At 71.1% G+C, this 18,600-nt stretch carries 19 protein-coding genes; 8 read left to right on the top strand and 11 right to left on the bottom strand.

What is annotated here, in order from left to right:
• Nucleotides 1-49 precede the first annotated feature (49 nt).
• The 7 genes from EIW28_RS01015 (at nt 50) to nhaA (ending at nt 8,068) form a co-directional block, all read left to right on the top strand.
• Entirely contained in the window at nt 50-1,207 is a 1,158-nt protein-coding gene (locus EIW28_RS01015) for a WxL protein peptidoglycan domain-containing protein (protein WP_125245865.1), read from the top strand.
• A complete protein-coding gene (locus tag EIW28_RS01010) occupies nt 1,204-2,700 on the top strand; it encodes an anchored repeat ABC transporter, substrate-binding protein (protein WP_125245864.1) in 1,497 nt (498 codons plus the stop codon). The genes EIW28_RS01015 and EIW28_RS01010 overlap by 4 nt, the downstream gene beginning before the upstream one ends.
• Complete coding sequence (locus EIW28_RS01005; RefSeq protein ID WP_125245863.1) at nt 2,700-4,154, top strand: TIGR03773 family transporter-associated surface protein; 1,455 nt, start codon at nt 2,700-2,702, stop codon at nt 4,152-4,154. The genes EIW28_RS01010 and EIW28_RS01005 overlap by 1 nt, the downstream gene beginning before the upstream one ends.
• Nucleotides 4,144-4,878: an anchored repeat-type ABC transporter ATP-binding subunit gene (locus EIW28_RS01000; RefSeq protein WP_125245862.1), complete on the top strand. Its 735-nt coding sequence runs from the start codon at nt 4,144-4,146 to the stop codon at nt 4,876-4,878. The genes EIW28_RS01005 and EIW28_RS01000 overlap by 11 nt, the downstream gene beginning before the upstream one ends.
• Nucleotides 4,875-5,741: an anchored repeat-type ABC transporter permease subunit gene (locus EIW28_RS00995; protein ID WP_125245861.1), complete on the top strand. Its 867-nt coding sequence runs from the start codon at nt 4,875-4,877 to the stop codon at nt 5,739-5,741. The genes EIW28_RS01000 and EIW28_RS00995 overlap by 4 nt, the downstream gene beginning before the upstream one ends.
• Nucleotides 5,742-5,782: 41 nt before the next feature.
• Nucleotides 5,783-6,532 (top strand): class I SAM-dependent methyltransferase, encoded by a 750-nt coding sequence (locus EIW28_RS00990; protein ID WP_197717005.1) that lies wholly within the window; start codon nt 5,783-5,785, stop codon nt 6,530-6,532.
• Between the two features lie 177 nt (nt 6,533-6,709).
• Nucleotides 6,710-8,068 (top strand): Na+/H+ antiporter NhaA, encoded by a 1,359-nt coding sequence (gene nhaA, locus EIW28_RS00985; protein WP_158630242.1) that lies wholly within the window; start codon nt 6,710-6,712, stop codon nt 8,066-8,068.
• A gap of 76 nt (nt 8,069-8,144) precedes the next feature.
• On the opposite strand, the gene EIW28_RS00980 is transcribed toward nhaA, so the two are convergent.
• From EIW28_RS00980 to EIW28_RS00960, 5 genes are all read right to left on the bottom strand, one after another.
• On the bottom strand, nt 8,145-8,669 hold the full coding sequence (locus EIW28_RS00980; RefSeq protein WP_125245859.1) for a hypothetical protein: 525 nt from the start codon (nt 8,667-8,669) through the stop codon (nt 8,145-8,147).
• Nucleotides 8,670-9,145: 476 nt separating this feature from the next.
• Nucleotides 9,146-9,667 carry a hypothetical protein gene (locus tag EIW28_RS00975; protein WP_125245858.1) on the bottom strand — a complete coding sequence of 174 codons (522 nt, stop codon included), beginning with the start codon at nt 9,665-9,667 and terminating at the stop codon, nt 9,146-9,148.
• Nucleotides 9,667-10,437, bottom strand: coding sequence for a hypothetical protein (locus EIW28_RS00970; protein WP_125245857.1), 771 nt, complete (start codon nt 10,435-10,437; stop codon nt 9,667-9,669). Before EIW28_RS00970 ends, EIW28_RS00975 begins: the two co-directional genes overlap by 1 nt.
• Nucleotides 10,438-10,667: 230 nt before the next feature.
• Entirely contained in the window at nt 10,668-10,928 is a 261-nt protein-coding gene (locus EIW28_RS00965) for a hypothetical protein (protein WP_125245856.1), read from the bottom strand.
• Nucleotides 10,929-10,997: 69 nt separating this feature from the next.
• On the bottom strand, nt 10,998-13,004 hold the full coding sequence (locus tag EIW28_RS00960) for an ATP-binding cassette domain-containing protein (protein ID WP_125245855.1): 2,007 nt from the start codon (nt 13,002-13,004) through the stop codon (nt 10,998-11,000).
• A 595-nt stretch (nt 13,005-13,599) separates the two neighbouring features.
• Here EIW28_RS00960 and EIW28_RS00955 point away from each other — a divergent pair.
• Nucleotides 13,600-15,666: an alpha/beta hydrolase-fold protein gene (locus EIW28_RS00955; protein ID WP_158630241.1), complete on the top strand. Its 2,067-nt coding sequence runs from the start codon at nt 13,600-13,602 to the stop codon at nt 15,664-15,666.
• A 141-nt stretch (nt 15,667-15,807) separates the two neighbouring features.
• Here EIW28_RS00955 and EIW28_RS00950 read toward each other — a convergent pair whose 3' ends face one another.
• The 6 genes from EIW28_RS00950 to EIW28_RS00925 form a co-directional block, all read right to left on the bottom strand.
• A complete protein-coding gene (locus EIW28_RS00950; protein WP_125245853.1) occupies nt 15,808-16,083 on the bottom strand; it encodes a hypothetical protein in 276 nt (91 codons plus the stop codon).
• A complete protein-coding gene (locus tag EIW28_RS00945; RefSeq protein WP_269462591.1) occupies nt 16,083-16,805 on the bottom strand; it encodes an ADP-ribosyltransferase in 723 nt (240 codons plus the stop codon). The genes EIW28_RS00950 and EIW28_RS00945 overlap by 1 nt, the downstream gene beginning before the upstream one ends.
• Before the next feature lie 5 nt (nt 16,806-16,810).
• Complete coding sequence (locus EIW28_RS00940; RefSeq protein ID WP_125245851.1) at nt 16,811-17,326, bottom strand: hypothetical protein; 516 nt, start codon at nt 17,324-17,326, stop codon at nt 16,811-16,813.
• A complete protein-coding gene (locus EIW28_RS00935; protein WP_125245850.1) occupies nt 17,326-17,538 on the bottom strand; it encodes a hypothetical protein in 213 nt (70 codons plus the stop codon). The genes EIW28_RS00940 and EIW28_RS00935 overlap by 1 nt, the downstream gene beginning before the upstream one ends.
• Nucleotides 17,528-17,851 (bottom strand): type VII secretion target, encoded by a 324-nt coding sequence (locus EIW28_RS00930; protein ID WP_158630240.1) that lies wholly within the window; start codon nt 17,849-17,851, stop codon nt 17,528-17,530. Before EIW28_RS00930 ends, EIW28_RS00935 begins: the two co-directional genes overlap by 11 nt.
• Before the next feature lie 265 nt (nt 17,852-18,116).
• Nucleotides 18,117-18,497: a hypothetical protein gene (locus tag EIW28_RS00925; RefSeq protein ID WP_125245848.1), complete on the bottom strand. Its 381-nt coding sequence runs from the start codon at nt 18,495-18,497 to the stop codon at nt 18,117-18,119.
• Nucleotides 18,498-18,600 lie beyond the last annotated feature (103 nt).

Here is an 18,600-nt window from a genome sequence, read left to right as displayed (position 1 = left end):
GAGCACTCCCCAGCCGGACCGCCCCGCACCCCGACCCGAGAGTTCCCCCGTGAAACCCATCCCCGCGCCGATCGCCACCGCCCTGAGCGCCACCGCACTGGCCGCCTCCCTGACGGCGGCCGTCCTGCTCGCCGCGGGCAGCGCCGCCGCCCAAGAGGCGAATGAGGCAGAGCCCGCCGTCACCTGGGGCGTCAACCCGTCCAGTCAGGACGGACCGGACGGGCGCGCCGCCTTCGACTACGCCCTCGGCCCCGGCGACACCCTCATCGACTTCGTCGGCGTCTCCAACTTCGGCACCGAGCCGATCACCGTGCGGCTGTACGCCTCCGACGCCTATACGACCGAGACCGGCGCGTTCGACCTGCTGCCCTCCAGCGAGGCCCCGGTCGACATCGGCTCGTGGATCGGCTTCAACGAGCAGACGCTCACCGTCGCCCCCGAGACCCGGCTCGACGTGCCGTTCGCCCTCACCGTCCCGGCCGACGCCACCCCCGGTGACCACGTCGGCGGTATCGTCGCGGCCGTCACCGAGGAGACCACCGACGCGAGCGGCAACGAGATCCTGATGGAGCGGCGGGTCGGCGCCCGCGTGCACCTGCGCGTCTCCGGCGAGCTCGACCCGAACCTCACCCCCGAACTCGGCCACGTCGCCTACGACTACGAGTGGAACCCGATCGAGCCCGGCTCGGTCTCGTTCGACTACGCCGTCGAGAACGCCGGCAACGTGCGCCTCCAAGGCGAACTCGTCGCCCGCATCGCCGGACCGTGGGACCTCCTCGCCCGCGAAGTCGTGATCGCGGAGCTGCCGCAGATCCTCCCCGGCGACCGGTTCGAAGGCACCGCCGAAGTGGACGGCATCTGGCCGCTCGCGTACCTGAACGCGGAGCTCATCGTCCGCCCCGAGGCCGTCAGCGAGGCCGACACGGATTCGCGGCTCGTCTCCGGCCGCGAAACGGCGGGCCTCTGGGCCCCGCCGTGGCCGCAGGCCGCCGTCACCGCCGCACTCTCCCTCCTGATCTGGATCGTCGTCAAGGCGCGCAAGCGCAAGCGCCGCAAGGCGACCGCGCGAGCGATCACACCCGAGCCGAAGGACGAGCAGGCCGGCGCCGCAGCCGAGACCGATGCGCAGCCGGAACCCGCCGAGCCCGGTACGGCCGACGCCCCGGCCTCCGACACCGCGCACCCCAAGGAGCCCAGCACCACATGAGACGCCACCGCACCCTCGCCGCGTTCGCCGCCGCCGGCGTGCTCGCCTCGGCCGGCTGCGCGCCCTCCGCGAACGCCGACGGCCTCCACGTCGTCGTCACCACCGAGCTCATCAAGAACTGGACCGAGATCGTCGGCGGCGACCGCGTCGCGGTCGAGACCATCGTGCCGCCCGGCGGCGACCCCCACTCCTACGAGCCCAGCCCGAACGACGCCGCGAAGGTCGCCCGCGCCGACCTCGCGTTCACGAACCACCTGCTCCTCGAGGACCACCCGCTCATCAAGCTCTTCGACGCCAACGTGCCCGAAGACGTCCCCAACCTCTCCCTCGCCGAGAACGCCGAACCCTACGGCGCCAAGCTGATCCCGCTCGTCGAAGACGTCGGCCTCGACGTCGTCTGGCTCGGCTTCGGGGTCCGCGGCGAGACCGAGACCCGCTCGGCCGAGATCGACATCCGCCTCACCGGAGCCACCGGCCCCGGCGAGGTCACCATGTTCCTCACCGACGCCTTCGGCACCCCCGAGATCTACTGGAACACCGCCGACGGCCTCACCGACGCCGACGCGATCAGCCTCCCGCCCGAGGCGCACACCCACGTGAACTGGACCTTCACCGAACCGGGCGTGTACGAGCTGACCACCGCCGCCACCGCGGACGACGACGGCGCGATCACCGAGATCCCCGAGGCCACCTTCACCTTCGCGGTCGGCGTCAACCCCCGCGAGGTCCGCGAGGGCGCCGCGGTCCTCGACGACGGCCACGCCGATCTCACCGCCGACCTCGACACCCGATCCTTCGTGGTCCGCGACGACGAGCGCGGCGACCTCGCCCCCGCCGACGTCGTGATCGACGTGCCCACCCGCTCCATCGAGGAGATCCCCGACGCCGAGGCGTTCGCGTTCCTCGGCGAACCCGGCCAGGAGCTCTACCAGCTCCCGCAGGCCGTCCTCGGCAAGCACGTCCACGGCGAGATCGACCCGCACCTGTGGCAGAACGTCGCCAACGCCAAGGCGTACGTCGAGGTGATCACCAACGCGCTCATCGAGATCGACCCTGACGGCCGCGCCACCTACGAGGCCAACCGCGACGCCTACCTCGCCGAGCTCGACGAGCTCGACGCCGAGGTCGCCGCCGCGATCGACTCGATCCCGGAAGCGGACCGGCAGCTCGTGACCACCCACGACGCCTTCGGCTACCTCGCCGACCGCTACGGGATGCAGGTCGCCGGGTTCGTCGTCCCCAACCCGGCCGCCGAACCCAGCGCCAGCCAGGTCGAGGCCCTCACCGAGACCATCGCCGACCTCGACGTCAAGGCCGTGTTCGTGGAGCCGAACCTCCACGCCCGCGCCGACGTCCTGCGTCGGGTCGCCGAGGACCAGGGGGTGCAGGTCTGCACCCTCCACGGCGACGCCCTGCCCCAAGACGCACCCACCTACATCGACATGATGCGGCAGAACGCCTCCGAGCTGAGCCGCTGCCTGGGAGGACACTGATGCAGCACCGACCGCCGAACCAGCGCCGCGCGGCGGCCCTGATCGGAGCGGCCGCCCTCGCGGCGGGCCTGACCGGCGCGGGCTCGCCCGCGAACGCCCAGACGGCCGAAGGGCTCGCGGCGTTCGCGACCCCCGGCTCCCGCCTGGAGATCGACGCGCCCGCCGCGCTCGAGACCGTGCCTTCGCTCGTCCCCGACCGCGAGGACTTCGCGTTCCTCGGCGAGGCCGGCGACCTGGTGTGGATCGCGGGCACGGTCGACGGGCGGACGTTCCCCACGCTCGACGCCAGGGAGGCCGACACCGACGTGACCGTGTCGCTGGCGAAGACCGAGGGACCCGGCGACGCCTGGCTCTACACCTTCGAAGGCGCCGGATTCGCCGACCCGCTCGCCTCCACCGCGGGCGGCGAGTCGTTCACCCTCCTGGCCGGGACCACCGCACCCGTGGTCCTCGCCGTCGACGAGCCGGGCCGGTACACACTGGAGCTCGTCGCCCGCGAGGACGGCGCGGCGAGCGGCTCGGTCGCCACCGGCCACGCCCAGGCCCCCGCGTCCGCCTCGACCACGTATTCGCTCACCGCCGCCGAGGCCACCACCGAGGAGGCCGCGAACCTCGCCGCCGGACACGACGCCGCCGCGGGGAACGCCCAGGCCGCGTCGTCCTGCGAGGTCGTCGCCGACGGCCACGTCGACATCGGCCCGCGCTTCGTCGACGGCGAATGGACCGTGCAGCTGCGCGACGACCGCCAGTCCGAGTCGGTCTGGCGCGACCTGGCCGACACCGTGATCCACGTGCCCGACGCCGCGGTCTTCCCGATCCCCGAAGGCGACTTCGACTTCCTCGGCGAGCCCGGGGAGGAGATCTACATGCTCCCGCAGGTCCAGGCCGCCGGGATCGTCTGGCCCGGCTGGAACACCCAGGACCCCGGCGTGATCGAAGCCGTCCCCGGCTCGGTGGACTGGAACCTCGCCGCGGTCGAGGGCCCCGGCGCGTTCACCCTGTTCCTCACCGGCACCTTCGGCGGCGCCGACGTCCTGTTCAACTCGGCCGAGGCGCTGCCGCAGACCGTCTCGGTCCCGCGCAACACCCACGCCCACGGCAACTGGACCTTCTCCGAAGCCGGCGTCTACCGACTCACGATCGAGTTCACGGCCACCACCGCCGACGGCGAGACGGTGACCGACAGCGCCGAGATCCAGCTCGCCGTCGGCGACGCCACCGACCCGGACGACGCCTGCACCGGCGGCACCGGCGGCGCCGACACCGAAGGCGACCAGGACGACGACCGGGACGGCTGGCTGCCGACCACCGGCACCGGCTGGCTCCTGTGGGGCCTCGGCGCGGCCGTGCTCGCCGTCGTCGCCGGCGCCGTGATCATGTCCGCCACCCGCAAGCGCCGCACCGCCGCGGACGGCGCCGCCGCCGACCAGACGGGAGACGCCGATGCGGTCTGACCCCCTCCGCATCGAGGGCCTCACGGTCTCGCTCGGCGGCCGCCCCGTGCTCGACGGGATCGACCTCGCGGTCGCCCCCGGCGAGACCGTGGGCCTCATCGGGCCCAACGGCGCGGGCAAGACCACGCTGCTGCGGGCCGTCCTCGGCCTCGTCAGACCCGACGGCGGCACCATCCGGAACGACCTCGGCCGGCCCGGCTACGTCCCGCAGAAGCACGAGTTCACGTGGGACTTCCCGATCACCGTCGCCGGAGCGGTCCTCAACGCCCGCACCGGCACCAAATGGCCGCTCGGCCCGAACCGCGAGGACCGGGAGGCCGCCGCCGAGGCCTTGGACCGGGTCGGCCTCACCGACCTCGCCAAGCGCCCCGTCGGCGAACTCTCCGGCGGCCAGCGCCAGCGGGTCCTCGTCGCCCGCGCGCTCGCCCGCCGCCCGAACCTGCTGCTCCTCGACGAGCCGTTCACCGGCGTGGACGTCCCCACGCAGGAACTGCTCACCGGACTCCTCTCCCGACTCGCCCAGGAAGGCACCGCCGTCCTCATGACCACCCACGACCTCGCCCAGGCCCGCGCCACCTGCTCGCGCCTGTGCCTGCTGAACCGGACGGTGGTCGCCGACGGCCCGCCCGAGGCCCTGACCGACCCGGACCTGTGGCTGCGCGCCTTCGGCGTCGCCGCCTCCGGCGAGCTCAAGGCGCTCCTGGCCGGGAAGGCCGCGGCATGATCGAGTGGCTGGCCGAACCCTGGTCGCACGTGTTCATGCAGCGGGCCTTCGCGGTCGCCGTCATGTCCGCGATCGTCTGCGTCGCGGTGGGCGCGTTCGTGGTCCTGCGCGGCATGGCCTTCATCGGCGACGCGGTCGCGCACGCGGTCTTCCCCGGCGTCGCGATCGGCTTCGTCCTCCACATCAACCTGGCCCTGTCCGGGGCCGCCGCGGGCATCGCGACGGCCCTCGCGATCGTCCTCATCAGCCAGACCCGGCGGCTCAAGGAGGACACGGTGATCGGGATCTTCTGGGCCGCGGCGTTCGGCCTCGGCATCGTGATCGTCTCGACCCAGGACTCCTACACCGGCGACCTGACCTCGTTCCTGTTCGGCCAGATCCTCGCGCTCGGCGACGCCGACGTGATCCTCGTCGGCGCGGTGGGGGCGGCCCTGCTGCTCGCGACGTTCCTGCTGCGCCGCCAGCTCATCGCGGTGAGCCTCGACCGGGAGACCGCCCGCGCCGCGGGCCTGCCGGTGCTCGCCCTCGACATGGCCCTGTACGTGATGGTCACCGTGGCGATCGTGATCTCGTTGCAGGCGGTCGGGAACATCCTGGTGCTGGCCCTGCTCGTGACGCCCGCGGCGGCGGCGCGCCTGGTCACCGACCGGCTCGGGCCGATGGTGGTCGCCGGGTGCGCGGTGGCCGCGTTCGGGGCCGTCGCGGGCCTGTACGCGTCCTTCTACTACGACCTCGCGGCCGGCGGCCTCATCGTCCTGGTGATCACCGGGGTGTTCCTCCTGGCCTGGGTGTTCGCGCCCCGGCACGGCCTGGTCTCGCGCTGGGCGGGCCGCCGCGCGGCCGCGCACGGTCAAGCGCCGTAAACCGATTGCTCGACGTGTCCACGACCCGCGAGGATCATGCTGTGACGCCTGCCTACGATCCCGCGAACCTGGACGGGGCCACGCTCGACGCCGTCCTCTACGACCGCCTCAATCCCTGGGGCCCCGGTGACGCGTTCTATCTCGATCTGGTCATGGCCGCCGAGCGGGTGCTCGACGTCGGCTGCGGCACCGGGACCCTGCTGCGGCGGGCCCGGAGCGAGGGGCACACCGGGCGCCTGGCCGGGCTCGATCCCGACCCGGCCATGCTCGACCAGGCCCGGGGGAGCGACGCGGCCGAATGGCTCCTCGCGACTGCCGCGGCAGCGCCCTGGGACGGCGAGTTCGACCTGGCGGTCATGGGCGGCAACGCGTTCCAGTTCCTGCTCGACGACGCGGCGGTCCACGACTCGCTCGTCGCGGTCCGCCGCGCCCTGGCCGGCGGCGGGCGCTTCGCGTTCGACACGCGCAACCCGGTGTGCCGGGAATGGCGCGACTGGAACCCCGACCACCCGTACGAGGTCACCGATCCGGCCGGCGCGCGGCTGCGCGTCCACCACGAGGCGAGCGAGCCCGACGAGCACGGCGTGGTCGCCGTGTCCACGGTCTTCGCCGGACCGCACTGGGACCGACCCCTCACCGCCTCCGGGGCCCTGCGCTTCACGCCGGTGGAGCGACTCGACGGACTGCTCGCCGCCGCGGGGTTCACCGTCGAGGAGCGCTACGGCACGTGGGCGAAGGACGCCTTCCGCGAAGGCGAGTCCCGCTCGATCATCACCATCGCACGCGCCTGAGCCTCGTCCCGCGTCGCGACCTCGGGCCGGTGCTCCAGGCTCCGACGCCCCGGCCGGGTGCGCGCCGCGGACGCCGCGTGATGCTGAGGCGCAATGTGCCTGCGGTAAGGTAGCGGAGGGTGTGCCGGGAAGTCTGGTCGGCGAGTCCTGTCGTCGACCCGTTCGGAGCCCGTCCCCGTGCCCACCTCGCCTGAGCCCTGGAAGTCCCCGATCTGGCGCTCCCAGCCCACGTTCCTGTACTCGCGCAAGCCGCTCGCCCGCTATGTGGGGCGCCCCGCGGCGGAGTTCCTCAAGATCGAGCCCGCCGCCGGCGTCGTCCTCGTCGTCTGCGCGGTGGCGGCGATGCTGTGGGCGAACTCGCCCTGGGCGGCCTCCTACGAGGGGGTGTGGGGCCTGGACGTCTCGATCCATGTCGGCGGCTTCGAACTCCACCACTCGCTGCGCGAGTGGATCAACGACGGCCTGATGGCGGTCTTCTTCTTCGTGGTCGGCATGGAGATCAAGTCCGAGATCGTCTCCGGCGAGCTGCGGCAGGTGCGCAACGCGGTCGCCCCGGTGGCCGGCGCGGTCGGCGGGATGGCCGTGCCCGCCCTGATCTTCGCCGCGTTCAACGCGGGCGGGCCGGGCGCCGGCGGCTGGGGCATCCCCATGGCGACCGACATCGCCTTCGCCGTGGGCGTCCTCGCCCTGTTCGGGTCCCGCATCCCCTCGGCCGCGAAGGTGTTCCTACTGACGCTGGCGATCGTGGACGACCTCGGCGCGATCGCCGTCATCGCGGTGTTCTACACCGACGACCTGTCCATGCCCTGGCTCGCCGCCGCCGGCGTGATCCTCGCGGTGGCGATCGGGCTGCGCGTGCTCAACGTCTGGTCCGGCCCGGTCTACCTGGTCGTCGGCGTCGCCCTGTGGCTGGCCACGCTCGAATCGGGCATCCACGCCACCGTCGCCGGCGTCGCCATGGGACTGATCATCTCCGCCAAGCCGCTGCTGGACCCCGATGCGGCCCATGCCAAGGCGCAGGAGCTCGCCAAGCAGGGCCTGACGGTGGAGGAGACCGAGCAGCTGGTCCGGCTCACCCGCGACGCCCAGCCGCCGACGCACCGCCTCCAGCATGAGCACCACCCGTTCTCCTCGTTCGTGGTGCTGCCGCTGTTCGCCCTCGCCAACGCCGGCGTGGCCCTCTCCGGCGACCTCCTCGCCACCGCCGCGACCTCGGCGCTCACTCTCGGCATCGTGGTGGGCCTGGTCGCGGGCAAGACGATCGGGATCACCGCCGCCACCTGGATCGCGGTCAAGACCGGCGCCGGGCGCCTGCCCGAGGGCACCGGCTGGCCGCTGCTGACCGGCATCGCGGCGGTCGCGGGCATCGGGTTCACCGTCGCGCTGTTCATCACCGAGCTCGCCTTCCACAGCGGTGACGCGGCGCTGCTGACCGACGAGGCCAAGATCGGCGTGCTCGTCGGATCGGTGGCGGCGGCGCTCATCGGCGCGGCGATCGTCGCGACCACCGCACCGCGCAGGCGCTCCGACGCCTGACCGATCCGCCACCGCAGGGCATCGGCGGATTCTTGACGGTTTTCCTACGGCGCGCCTTGCGGATCGCGTACGCGGTTCACCCGGCGCCCGGGGATAGCCGAAGCGGAGGCGACCGATCTGCCCGCACTGCGGGCAGTGGGCGCCCGCGCGCAGGCCGGTTCCGGTGCAGTGTTCGCAGCGGGGATCGGGTGCAGCACAAGTCCAAATGCAGCAGGTCGGCGAGCTCGGCGAGATACGCGAGCCGCGCATCGGGTCCCGTGGGCCCCGCGGCGGCCGTGGAGGTGAAGAAGTGGCGGTGGCGGGTGCGCGCCTGCGCCCTGGCGATCGCTCCGGCCTCCAGCGCGAGCCGTGTCTCGGCGGGCAGGTCCGGACTCCACTCGCCGGGCACGGCCAGGGACCAGGCGAGGCCGTTGGTGTTCTCGTGGGAGGTGATCACGGCACCGCCGACGGATGCGGCGAGGCGGTCGACGACAGGAGACAACGGGAGCGCCCACCGGGGTATGCCCTCGGTTTCGGACGGGATCCACTCGGGCGTCAGGACACCGGGCAGGATGGTCTCGGAGGCGACGGCGCCGGTGTCGATGTTGACGACCGTGACCACCAACTGCGCGCGGGCCGTGCCGGCGCCGGTACACGTGGGGCAGGGGAGTTGGAGGACACCGGTCCCTCGGCAGCGTTTGCATTCGGGGAGTGGACCTGCGCTCCCGGGATCGTCGCCGTATCCGGTGACGATAGGGGTCCCGGTTGCGGTGCATGAACAGTGCATGACCGAAGCGCCAAGGCCCGAGCAGTCAGGACACGGCGGTGTCCGCAGTGGGCCCTCATCGGATGGCGCCGCGTCGTTCGTCGATGGCATCGAGTCCCAGAGACCTGTCGTGAACTAGTAGGGATCGGACTGGCACGCCGGATCGAGCGGAAGAGGGGGCGGCCCGGCGATGGACCGCATCGGGTGCCGTCAAGGATATGCACGGATCTCTCAGCACTGGGTCCACTGGGGCGGTCGGAGAGGGAGACGGCCGGGCCGGCAGGACCATGCACCCGTGAGACGGGCTTCAGGAGCGTTGTTGAGCGGGAGAGTCAGTCGGCGTCAAGATAACCGGCGGAGGGGACGACGCCGTCGTCGTACCAGCCCCGCTCCCACTCTGGAGGCTCTTGGACGCGGAGATCGGGTGCGGTTGGAACGGGCTGGAGTGCATGATCGATGATCAGGATGCCGTCATCGATGGCGTCGTCATCGACGACGACCCGGCCGTGCCAGCCGTCTTCGGTGACCAGCATCCACGTCGAGTCCGCCCGCCCGTCGTCGGGAATGAGCGCTTGTGTCTCCAATGCCTTGCACAGCACCGTTGCCAAGTGGAGTTCGGTGAGGCCGCCGATCACATCGGCGAACGCCTCGCCTGCGGAAAGCTCGGTATCGAAGGCCGACCCCGGATGCAGCCCCGACTGGATCGATACGATATGGTGTGGACCTTCATGTTCTTCAAACGATTCGGACGTGCCTGCGAAGACCGCTTCGGCGTCTAGGGGCCATCGGGCGAGGACCAGCGCTTTGAGCCGTGCGGGGGGCACGGATGAGGCGAAGTTGATCGAGTAGTCCACTAAGGCCCTCCTTGGTTATGGCGTGGATGGTACCGGTAGACCTCCGCAGCACGGTCCCAATCCGCTGCGGAGATGTTCTGGTCGCGGAGATAGTTCTTCGGCCAGACACCGATCGGCTCCTGCGCATCGTTGAGACTCATCAAGGCTTTGAACTGCGGACGAGTCAGCTCCACCAGGCCGGGGCCTGAGACGGGGAACGCTCTCCCGTTCCCCTTGACCGCCCACGTGCGGCCATTGACTGCGTAACGGCCGGTGGCGGCATCGAACGGCGCTCGTCCGGTGCGAATCGCTTCCAGGTCGCCCTCGACGTCCACATGGGGCAAGATGACGGTGTTCTCACCTTTCGCGAGGGACTTGCGCCCGATCCGCGTAAGCCGGTGGCGACCGGGAGTCGGCGGAAGGATCGTCGTCCGGGCGGGCCCGCGGACCTTGCTTTCCGATCGCGCCGCACCAGTCCCTAACGGCGGGCGCGCTCGAGGTGCGACCACTGCCCCGGGACCGGACCCGCCGCGCAGGACGCTGATGTACTCCTGAAAGCGCTCCGCGCCTGCACTGAGCAGGCCATGAGCTTCGTCGATCTTTTGGAGCGCGTGCCGGAGGTGTCCCAATCCGTCGGCGGCCGCAGCGCTGTTCGAGCCGGTGGTCGACTCCTTGACCGCCGTGAACACCTGCTCCAGCTGGTTGCCGGCACCGGTCACCCTCGCGCTTGACTCGCGACTGCGTTCGATCAGCGAGGACAACTCGGCAATCAAATCACTCAGCAGCGACACGGCGGCTCCAAAGAGCATAGGGGACGGCTGCCGCCCAATCGTACCGAAACGACCCGTGATGTGAGGTCCCCGAATGTGTCAACCTCCGTGCCCGAAGCGGACAGTCAGTGGGTTCGTCGACGTCTAGAGCGTCGTACGTAGGAAGTCGCTCTTGGTCCGGGCAATGAAGTCCAGGTGGAGACCGACCGGCAGCGGTGTCGCCTCCGGCCGGTCCGCACGCTTGCTGCCTGTCAGATCGAGTTGGCGTACTGCTCGAAGGCGGTGTTCGCGGCGAGAGCCAGATTGACGGCCTCCTCGAGCCGTTCCTTGGCCTGCTGCCACTGTCCCAGCGCTTCGCCGGGGAGCGCGCTCGAGGTGTCCTGCGTGGCGGCGGCGCCGGTCCCGACGGCGGTCTCGATCTGCTGCTGCGCTGCACCGATCTGCCCGATGGCTTCATTCGCTTGCTCGATCGCCGATTGGATCTGCGCTTTGATCTCGGCAGTACTCGCCATGAGCGTTCGTCCTTCACTGGTTCGAGGGTCAGTGCCTCCCGCAGAACGGGTAGTTCAACGGTAGCGGCGTCATGTCCACAGCGGGGTCGTGGGTGAGTCACGGCCGCAGCGTCCAGGTGCGGATAACGCTGCATACGAGCGGGCCTGCAGCGCCCACAGCTCGGAGTACGTGCCGTGATTGGCCACCAGGTCGACATGCGTGCCGAGCTCGGTGAGCTTCCCTTCCTCTAGGACCGCGATCTGGTCGGCATGCACCACCCCTTGGAGCCGGTGCGAAATCAGGACTGTTGCGGCCCGCCCCGCGCGGGCGCGGAGGGTGTCGAATAGAGCCGCTTCAGCGCGGGCGTCGAGTGCGGCGGACGGTTCGTCGGCGAGCAGGAGGCCATCGTGGTCGCGGTAGAGACCGCGGGCGGATGAGAGCCGTTGCCATTGACCACCGGACAGGTCGGTGCCGCCGCGGTACTCGGCGTCCAACAGTTGCTGCCAGCCGTTGTCGAACCCCTCGATCATGGCCAGGGCCCCCGCGTCGCGTGCCGCTGACCTCAGGCGGCCAGGGTTCGCGGGCTCGTGCGAGCGGCCCAGGCGCACCGACAGCTCGGCGGTGAACGGCCACCGCTGCACCTGCTGCGCGATCACGGCCACGTGCGGCCGCCACCGGCCCGGGTCGATACGGGTGATGTCGACCCCATCCCAGAGGATTCGACCACTCGTGGGCGGGTACAAGCCCGACAGGAGCTTGGCGAGGGTGGTCTTCCCCGACCCGTTCTCGCCCACGAGCGCGATCGTCTCGCCGCGGCGGATCGTCAGGGAGACGCCTGTCAGCGCCTCGGTGTCCTTGCCTGGGTACCGGAAGGACACGTCTACCACCTCGATGATCTCTGGTACCGGCAGCGGCCCAGGGTCCTTCGCGGGAGCGGCGATGTGCGGTTGGGCTGCGATTCGATCGGCCGCCAGGGTGTCGAACTCGTGCCGGTCGGCGGCGTAGAGGCCGTCCTCGTACACCGTGTTGACCGCGACGAGGAGGTTCGCCATTGCCGCCGATCCCTGGCCGAGCGCGACAACCGCGGCCGCCGCCACCGCGAGTGGGACGGTACCGGTTGCCAGGAGCCACAAGAGCACGCCGTACACGGCAGCGACGGCAAGTCCTGAGAGGATCTGCCCGGTCGCGCGGGTGACCGTCTGCGACCGGATTATGTCGAAATCGGCCTGTGTCTCGGCATCGACCATCGCCCGGTGCTGGCCGCGCAGCCACGGTCCTGCCTCGTGGTAGCGAAGGTCGTCGGCGGCCCAGCGGGTGTCCATGAGCACCTCGACCATCCACAGGCGGCGCCGGCGCGAGACGCGCGACCGGTTCGAGACGTACATGAGCCGCGCTGAACGGACGGCGGCCCACCCGGTCGGCAGCGCCGCAGCGAACAGGAGTGGCACGAGCACCGGCTGGATGATGGTGAGGGCAACCGCGACCGCGGCGACCGTGACCGCTGCGGTCACCAGATCGACGACGTCACCGACCAGGTCCACCACCGCACGGGACCCGCGGTCCTTGGCGCCTTTGAGCCGGTCGGCGAACTGGTCGTCGTCGAACGCGGCCCGCGGCACGGCCGTGACGAGTTCGTAGAACTCGCGCTCGGTGCGGTTGAGGACGAGCGGGTCGAGTCGCTGCTGCGCATACCCGGCGCCCAGTCCGAGGCCGGATCGCGCTGCACTCGCGACCGCCAAGAGCACCAGCGCCGGACCCGCGTCGAAGATGCGGTCCCAGGTGGGTGGGGCGGCGAACAGTGTCGCAGTCGCGTCCGAGACCGCGAGAAGCGCCGTCGTCGTCGCTATGCCCGCGACCGTATTCAGGATCAGCGCGGCCGCCGTCCACGCCGGGGATGCCGCCCATGCGGTCCCCAGGGCCTGTCGCAGCAGTCGCGGAAGTCGCCGAGCCATCCGCCAGAACGAGGCCGACTCGACCTCGTCGGCGTGCCGGTACCAGGCGATGTCCTCCAGAACAGGAAGTTCATCGACGATAGTGTCCTCGCTCCCCCTCTTCCGTTGCCGCGGTACCAACCGCCGGAACCACTCCAAAGCCATGCCCGCACCTCCCGCATCGACCGGCCGGCGGGCATCATCGCACTGCGGGCCGACATTCCCCGGTCACCAACCCGACACCCACCGCTCGAAGTGCTGTCGGAAGAGCGACACCAGCCCTTCTGGCGGCGCGACTGTGTTCGTTCCTCAGGGACGAGCTCCCGGACGATCGGACGGGCGACGTCATGGAACCGGAGCCCTCGGATCCTTCCCGATGTGCTAGCGGGAGGACCGATCCGCGAACTCGCAGAGTGCGCGCTTATGGTGGCTCCGAGGTTGATCGACGAGACAAGACCTCGAGCGTGCCGCTCGCATCGGTCCGTCAGGCTCGCCTCGAAGCCCGGTACGGCCCGTCAGCCCTTGACATTGATTTATCGATATACAAGCCTGGTGTAGACGTCCGATCCGGTCGCCCCTCCCGGCCGGTCGGGAACCAGCGCACAAGAGGAAGACGACGATGATGGAGTCTCACGCACGACGGACGGCCCCGCCGGACCGCTCCAAGCCTGCCGCGGTGCTCGCCGCGGTCGCGGCGGTGGGAGCAGGGGCGTTTCTGGCGGTCCCCTCCGCGACTGCGGCGGTGAGCAGCGATGCGTGGGTGTCCGAGGTACCGGACAACCCCGTGGAGGACGTGTATCGCTTCACCGTGCCCGCCGAGGTCGTGAACGAGGTGACGGGCGTCGAGGACGGCCAGGTCACCGTGCAGGGCAACTTCGGGCCCGGCCGGTCCTGGACCGAGTTCAACGCCGACGGCGACGCGAACCGCGTCGCCACGATCGGCCCGCTCGAACCGGGCCTCTACTACTACCAGTACGCGGTGCGCCCGGCCCCCGGCGCGGAGGCCGTCGCGTTCCGCAACCCCGAGACCGACCAGGAGGTGACCGCGCAGCCGAACCTCAGCACCCTGTTCGTCCCCGGCCCGGGCGCGGAGTGGCTCGCTGACGTCGAAGGCGGCGGCGCGCTCGCGACCCTCGAATACGGCCGCGGCGCCGAAGCGCTCGTCTGGACCCCGCCGGGCTACGACCCCGAACGGGCCGAGCCGTACCCCGCGCTCTACCTCCTGCAAGACGAAGGCCAGAGCCACCGCGAATGGACGGAACTGGGCCGCCTGAAGCAGATCCTCGACAACCTCACGCTCGACGGCGACGCCGAGCCCATGGTCGTCGTCATGGCCGACAGCGACGGGCTCGCGGTCAAGCACGACCTCACCAGAGCGCTCCTGCCCGCCGCGGAGGCGGCGTTCCACCTCTCCTCCGAACCGGCCGACCGGGCCGTCGCCGGCATCGGCCGGGGAGCGGCGCTCGCACTGGAGACGCTCGTCGCCGCCACCGGGACGTTCACCAAGGTCGGATCGTTCTCCGGCGGTCTCGACCACAGGATCAGCCCCGGCAAGGCGCGCCAGATCAACCACCGCACCGACCTGATCCGCGTGTACGGCGGCAACGCCACCGACCCCGCCTACGACGATGTCGTCGCACTGGAGGCCCGACTCGCGGACGCGGGCGTCGAGTTCCAGTCGGACGGGTCCAACCCCGCCACCGGCGGCACCTGGGAGACCTGGCGGGCGAGCCTGCACGACTTCGCGCAGCGCCTGTTCCGACCCGCCGGGGACGGCGGTCCGAGCGAAGGCCACCTGCCCTTCACTGCCCGCGAGATCCCCGCCCCGGGCACGACGCCCACGCCGTGGGTCGACGGGAACGGCGTCGTCACCTTCGAAGCCGGCCCCGAATTCGCGGACGCCTCCCGCGTCACCGTCTGGGGCAACTTCGGACCGGCCGGCAGCTGGCCGCGCACGCCGATGACGCGGCAGGACGACGGCTCGTGGCGCCTGTCGATGCGGCTCGAAGGCGGCTCGTACTACTACAAGTTCGAGGTCGAAGGCGTCGACCACAAGGACCGGAACAACCCGACGTCGGTGTTCTCCGAACCCGCCTGGAGCACCTTCACCGTCGCCGGCGACACCCTCCGGGGCCGTTACACCGCGCAGGTGCCCGCCGATGAGCGCGGCGAGGTGACCGTCATGAACTACATCAGCACCGCGGGGGAGCAGGAGCGCTCGGCGTACGTGTGGACGCCGCCGGGCTACGACGCCGACCGCGCCGAGCCGTACCCGGTGTTCTACCTCCAGCACGGCGGCGGGCAGACGTGGACCGACTGGCTCGAGGTCGGCCACGTCGACCGCATCCTCGACAACCACCACCGGCAGGGGACCATGGTCCCGATGGTCGTGGTGATGGCCAACGGCAACGGCGTCGACTTCCCCGAGGAGATGACCACGCGCATCGCCCCGGCGGCCGAGGAGCAGTACAACGTGAGCGGGGATCCCGGCCGGCGCGCGCTGGCCGGCCTGTCCATGGGCTCGGGGCACACGCTCAGCACACTGTGGACACATCCCGGCGAGTTCGCCTACATCGGCGCGATGTCGGCCTTCGGCGCCCCGCCGGCGGGGACCGACGTCGCCGCCGTCAACGCCGGCACCGAGCTGATCCGGGTGTACTCCGGCGATCGGCAGGACTTCACTTACGTGCCGACGCTCAACCTGATCGCGGCGATGGAGGAGCGCGGCATCGAGCACGAGTTCGCCCCGATCATCGCCGGCCCGCACGGCTGGGACGTCTGGCAGCTGTCGCTCATCGACTTCCTGCCGCGATTGTTCACCAGCTAGCGCACCGTCCGGGGCCGGCCGCGGCCGGCCCCGGACGCAGTCCTGTCAACGCGATCCCGCGCCCGAGGCCGGCGCAGGCCGCCGTGAAGAACGACGCAGCAGGCGAATCGCGCACGATGCCGCGCCCCGCCTGTCGCCGGGTCAATCGCGGTCCGGCGGGTCCTCGATCGCGGAGCCCGGCCGCTTCCGGCCCGCGCGGATGTCGGCGTTGTGCCGGCGTTCGGCCTCGGACAGCTCCCGCTGCGGGGACCCGTCGTCGTTGAGGCCGATCGGGCCGGAGAACCGCTTCGCGCGGTCGCGGTCGGGGCGGCGGCCTCCGCCGGCGTCCTCGGACCGCTCGGTCCGCTCGTGCAGCCGTTCGAGTTGCGCCGCCCTGCGGGCGTCCCGCTCGGCGGCGGACTCGTGCTCGCGGGTCATCAGGACACCTCCGTCATGGTGATCACGGTCTGGCCGGTCTTCGGATCGGTGTAGCGGTCCTCGACCAGGAAGTCCGTGCCCTTGTCGTAGAGGACCTCGGACTCGGGGTAATCCGAGTACTTCGAGATGTCGGACCCGTTCTCGCCGGTGATGATGAACAGCGTATCGCCGTCGTACTGGAAGCTGTCGGCGATCTTCGGGTCGGTGCTGGTGCTGGTGAACGCGGCCTCGGTGACGACCTTGCCCGGCTGGTACTGGTCGAGCACGTGGGGCAGCTTCGAGAAGTCGGCGCCGCGGTACGTCTCGCCCGGGTGTTTCGGCAGGTGGGAGAGGGCGACCGAGACGGTGTCGGCCTTCGCCTGGACCGACCGGGCCCCCGCCTCGTCGTACCTGTCGACGCCTCGGAGGAAGCGGTTCAGCTTGTCGGCGCCCTCGGTGGTGCTGTAGTAGTGCAGCGCCCGCTTGTCCTCCTCGGTTAGCCGGGGCCTGGTGGGGCTCGACGCCGTCTCGCCTGCGCCGCCGTCGGCCCCCGCGCCGCCCACCGCGAGGGCGTCGACCTTCGCCTCCGCGTTCGCCTGGGCTTCCGCGGTGCTGGAGGGCGCGCCGCCGCGCCCGCCGGGGTCGTCCCGGTCGTACCTGCCGCCGCCCGGCCAGTCGTCGGCGTTCTCGCCGGACCCGCCCCCGCCCGATCCGCCGCCGGGTCGCGCCGCCGTCGTCACCATGGGGCTCACCACTCCATGAGTTTCCTGAGAGCGGCGAGGCTCTCCTGTAGAGCGATCAAATAGGACACGATCCGGGCGACCTTGCCGGCGACGAAGCCCGTGACCTGGGCGACGACGGCGGGAGCCGTCGATCCGAGGGTGACGGTGGCGATCCCCGCCTCCGCGCACCACATCGGCACGCGGACGACCAGGGTCGCCACCGCGCCGGCGACGAGCTCCCGCACGATGTCGCGCGTGGTGGCGACCAGCACCCCGGCGGCCTCGGTGGCCGCCGCCATCGCGTAGGCGGTCCCGGCCAGGCCCGCGGCGGCGTTGACGCCGTGCTGGATCTTCGCCCGGTACGCGTCCGCCGCCTCCCCGCGCCAATCGGCGAGGTCCTGGTCGACCGCGGCCTGGAGGCGCTCGGCGTAGTCGAGCTTCGACTGGCCGATGTTCTTCCAGGTCTCCACGTGGGAGGCGATCACATCGGCCTCCCCGGCGAGGTCGTCGAGCCATTGGCGCAGCGGCTCGACCTGCTCCATCAGCCAGGAGGCGCCGAGCTCGGCGAGGAGCCGACCGGGTCGAGGACGAGGGAGAGCACGTCGAGCGCGGCGACGGTCCCGGCCAGGGCCTGGTCCTTCCACTCCCCGGCCTCGATGGCCCCGATCAGCGCGGTCGCGTCGTCCCACAGGTAGTTGCCGGTCAGCCAGGTGTGCGAGTCCTCGACCGGCGCGACCAGCGAATCACCGCCCACCGGCGGCCTCCGCTTCGAAGGCCCTGAACTCGAGGCGGGCGTCCTCATCGGACTCGTCGTAGGACTCGGCGGCGTCGCGGAGGGCGTCGGCGATCAGGCGGAGGTTCCTCGCGAGCTTCCCGGTGATGCGGTCCTGCTCGGTGGCGCGGGCCTCCAGGATCGGCGGGATCCACTCGCAGAGGGTGCCGTACGCGTTGTCGGCCGCGGCGATCGACTTCATGGCGTCGCCGACCAGGGCGAACTCGTCGACGATCGCGTCGATGTGGTTCGCGTGGGTGCGCAACGCCTCGGGATCGACTTCGAAGCCGTTCACGCCGCGCGCTCCCTCTCCGTCGCGGCGAACCGGGTATCGGCTCGCCCGATAAGCCCATTGAGGACGGACTGCTGGTCGGTTCCCTTGCGCGGCTGTCGGAACGCGCTCGCATTGACGGGCATGTGATGGTTTCCTACCGTTCAGGACGGGGTGTTGCAGGATGCGGGCCTCGGTCCCCGCTCGGCGTCAATCCTGAAGGGGGCCTCCATGGATCGCGCACGGATTCGGCACGGACGATTCGGCGCGCGGACCGGGGCCCCGACCCCTATTCCGTGATCTCCATGGTGCGCCAGAACTCCCATTCACCGCTGAGGTAGACCAGCATCTCGTAGGTCCTCCCCGCGCGGAGGTTGTAGGTCTTGGAGTCGCAGCCGGCGTCCGAGCCGTCGGTGATCGTCAGGAGGGGGGTGTCGCCGCCCTCGGCGTAGAGCTTCCCGATGATGTTGCGTCCCTCGCTCTGCGTGTCGCAGACGGTGAAGCGGTCCGTCTCCGCGTCGTAGTGGGTCATGGTGCCGAGCTGGCGCCCGTCGCGATCGCTCAGGATGAGGTAGGCGTTGGCGGCCTGGGCCTGACCCGATGCGGCGAGGACCATGGCCGTCATGGCGGCGCCGACGACCAGCGCGCGCTTGGCGAATGTCGTGAACAAATTCGACCTCCTTCGTCGTGCTGCCAGTCTGCGTCCGCAGGAGGCCGGCCACCAGGCGGACGACCGGCGGGACACCGGAGGGAATGCGGCAGCGGCCGGGACG

Origin of the sequence: Glycomyces terrestris (genome assembly GCF_003933745.1) — a bacterium.
In the GTDB taxonomy this organism is placed as follows: Bacteria; Actinomycetota; Actinomycetes; order Mycobacteriales; family Micromonosporaceae; genus Glycomyces; species Glycomyces terrestris.
Note: the sequence above shows the minus strand (reverse complement) of the source record. Positions and strands in the feature narration are given on the sequence as shown.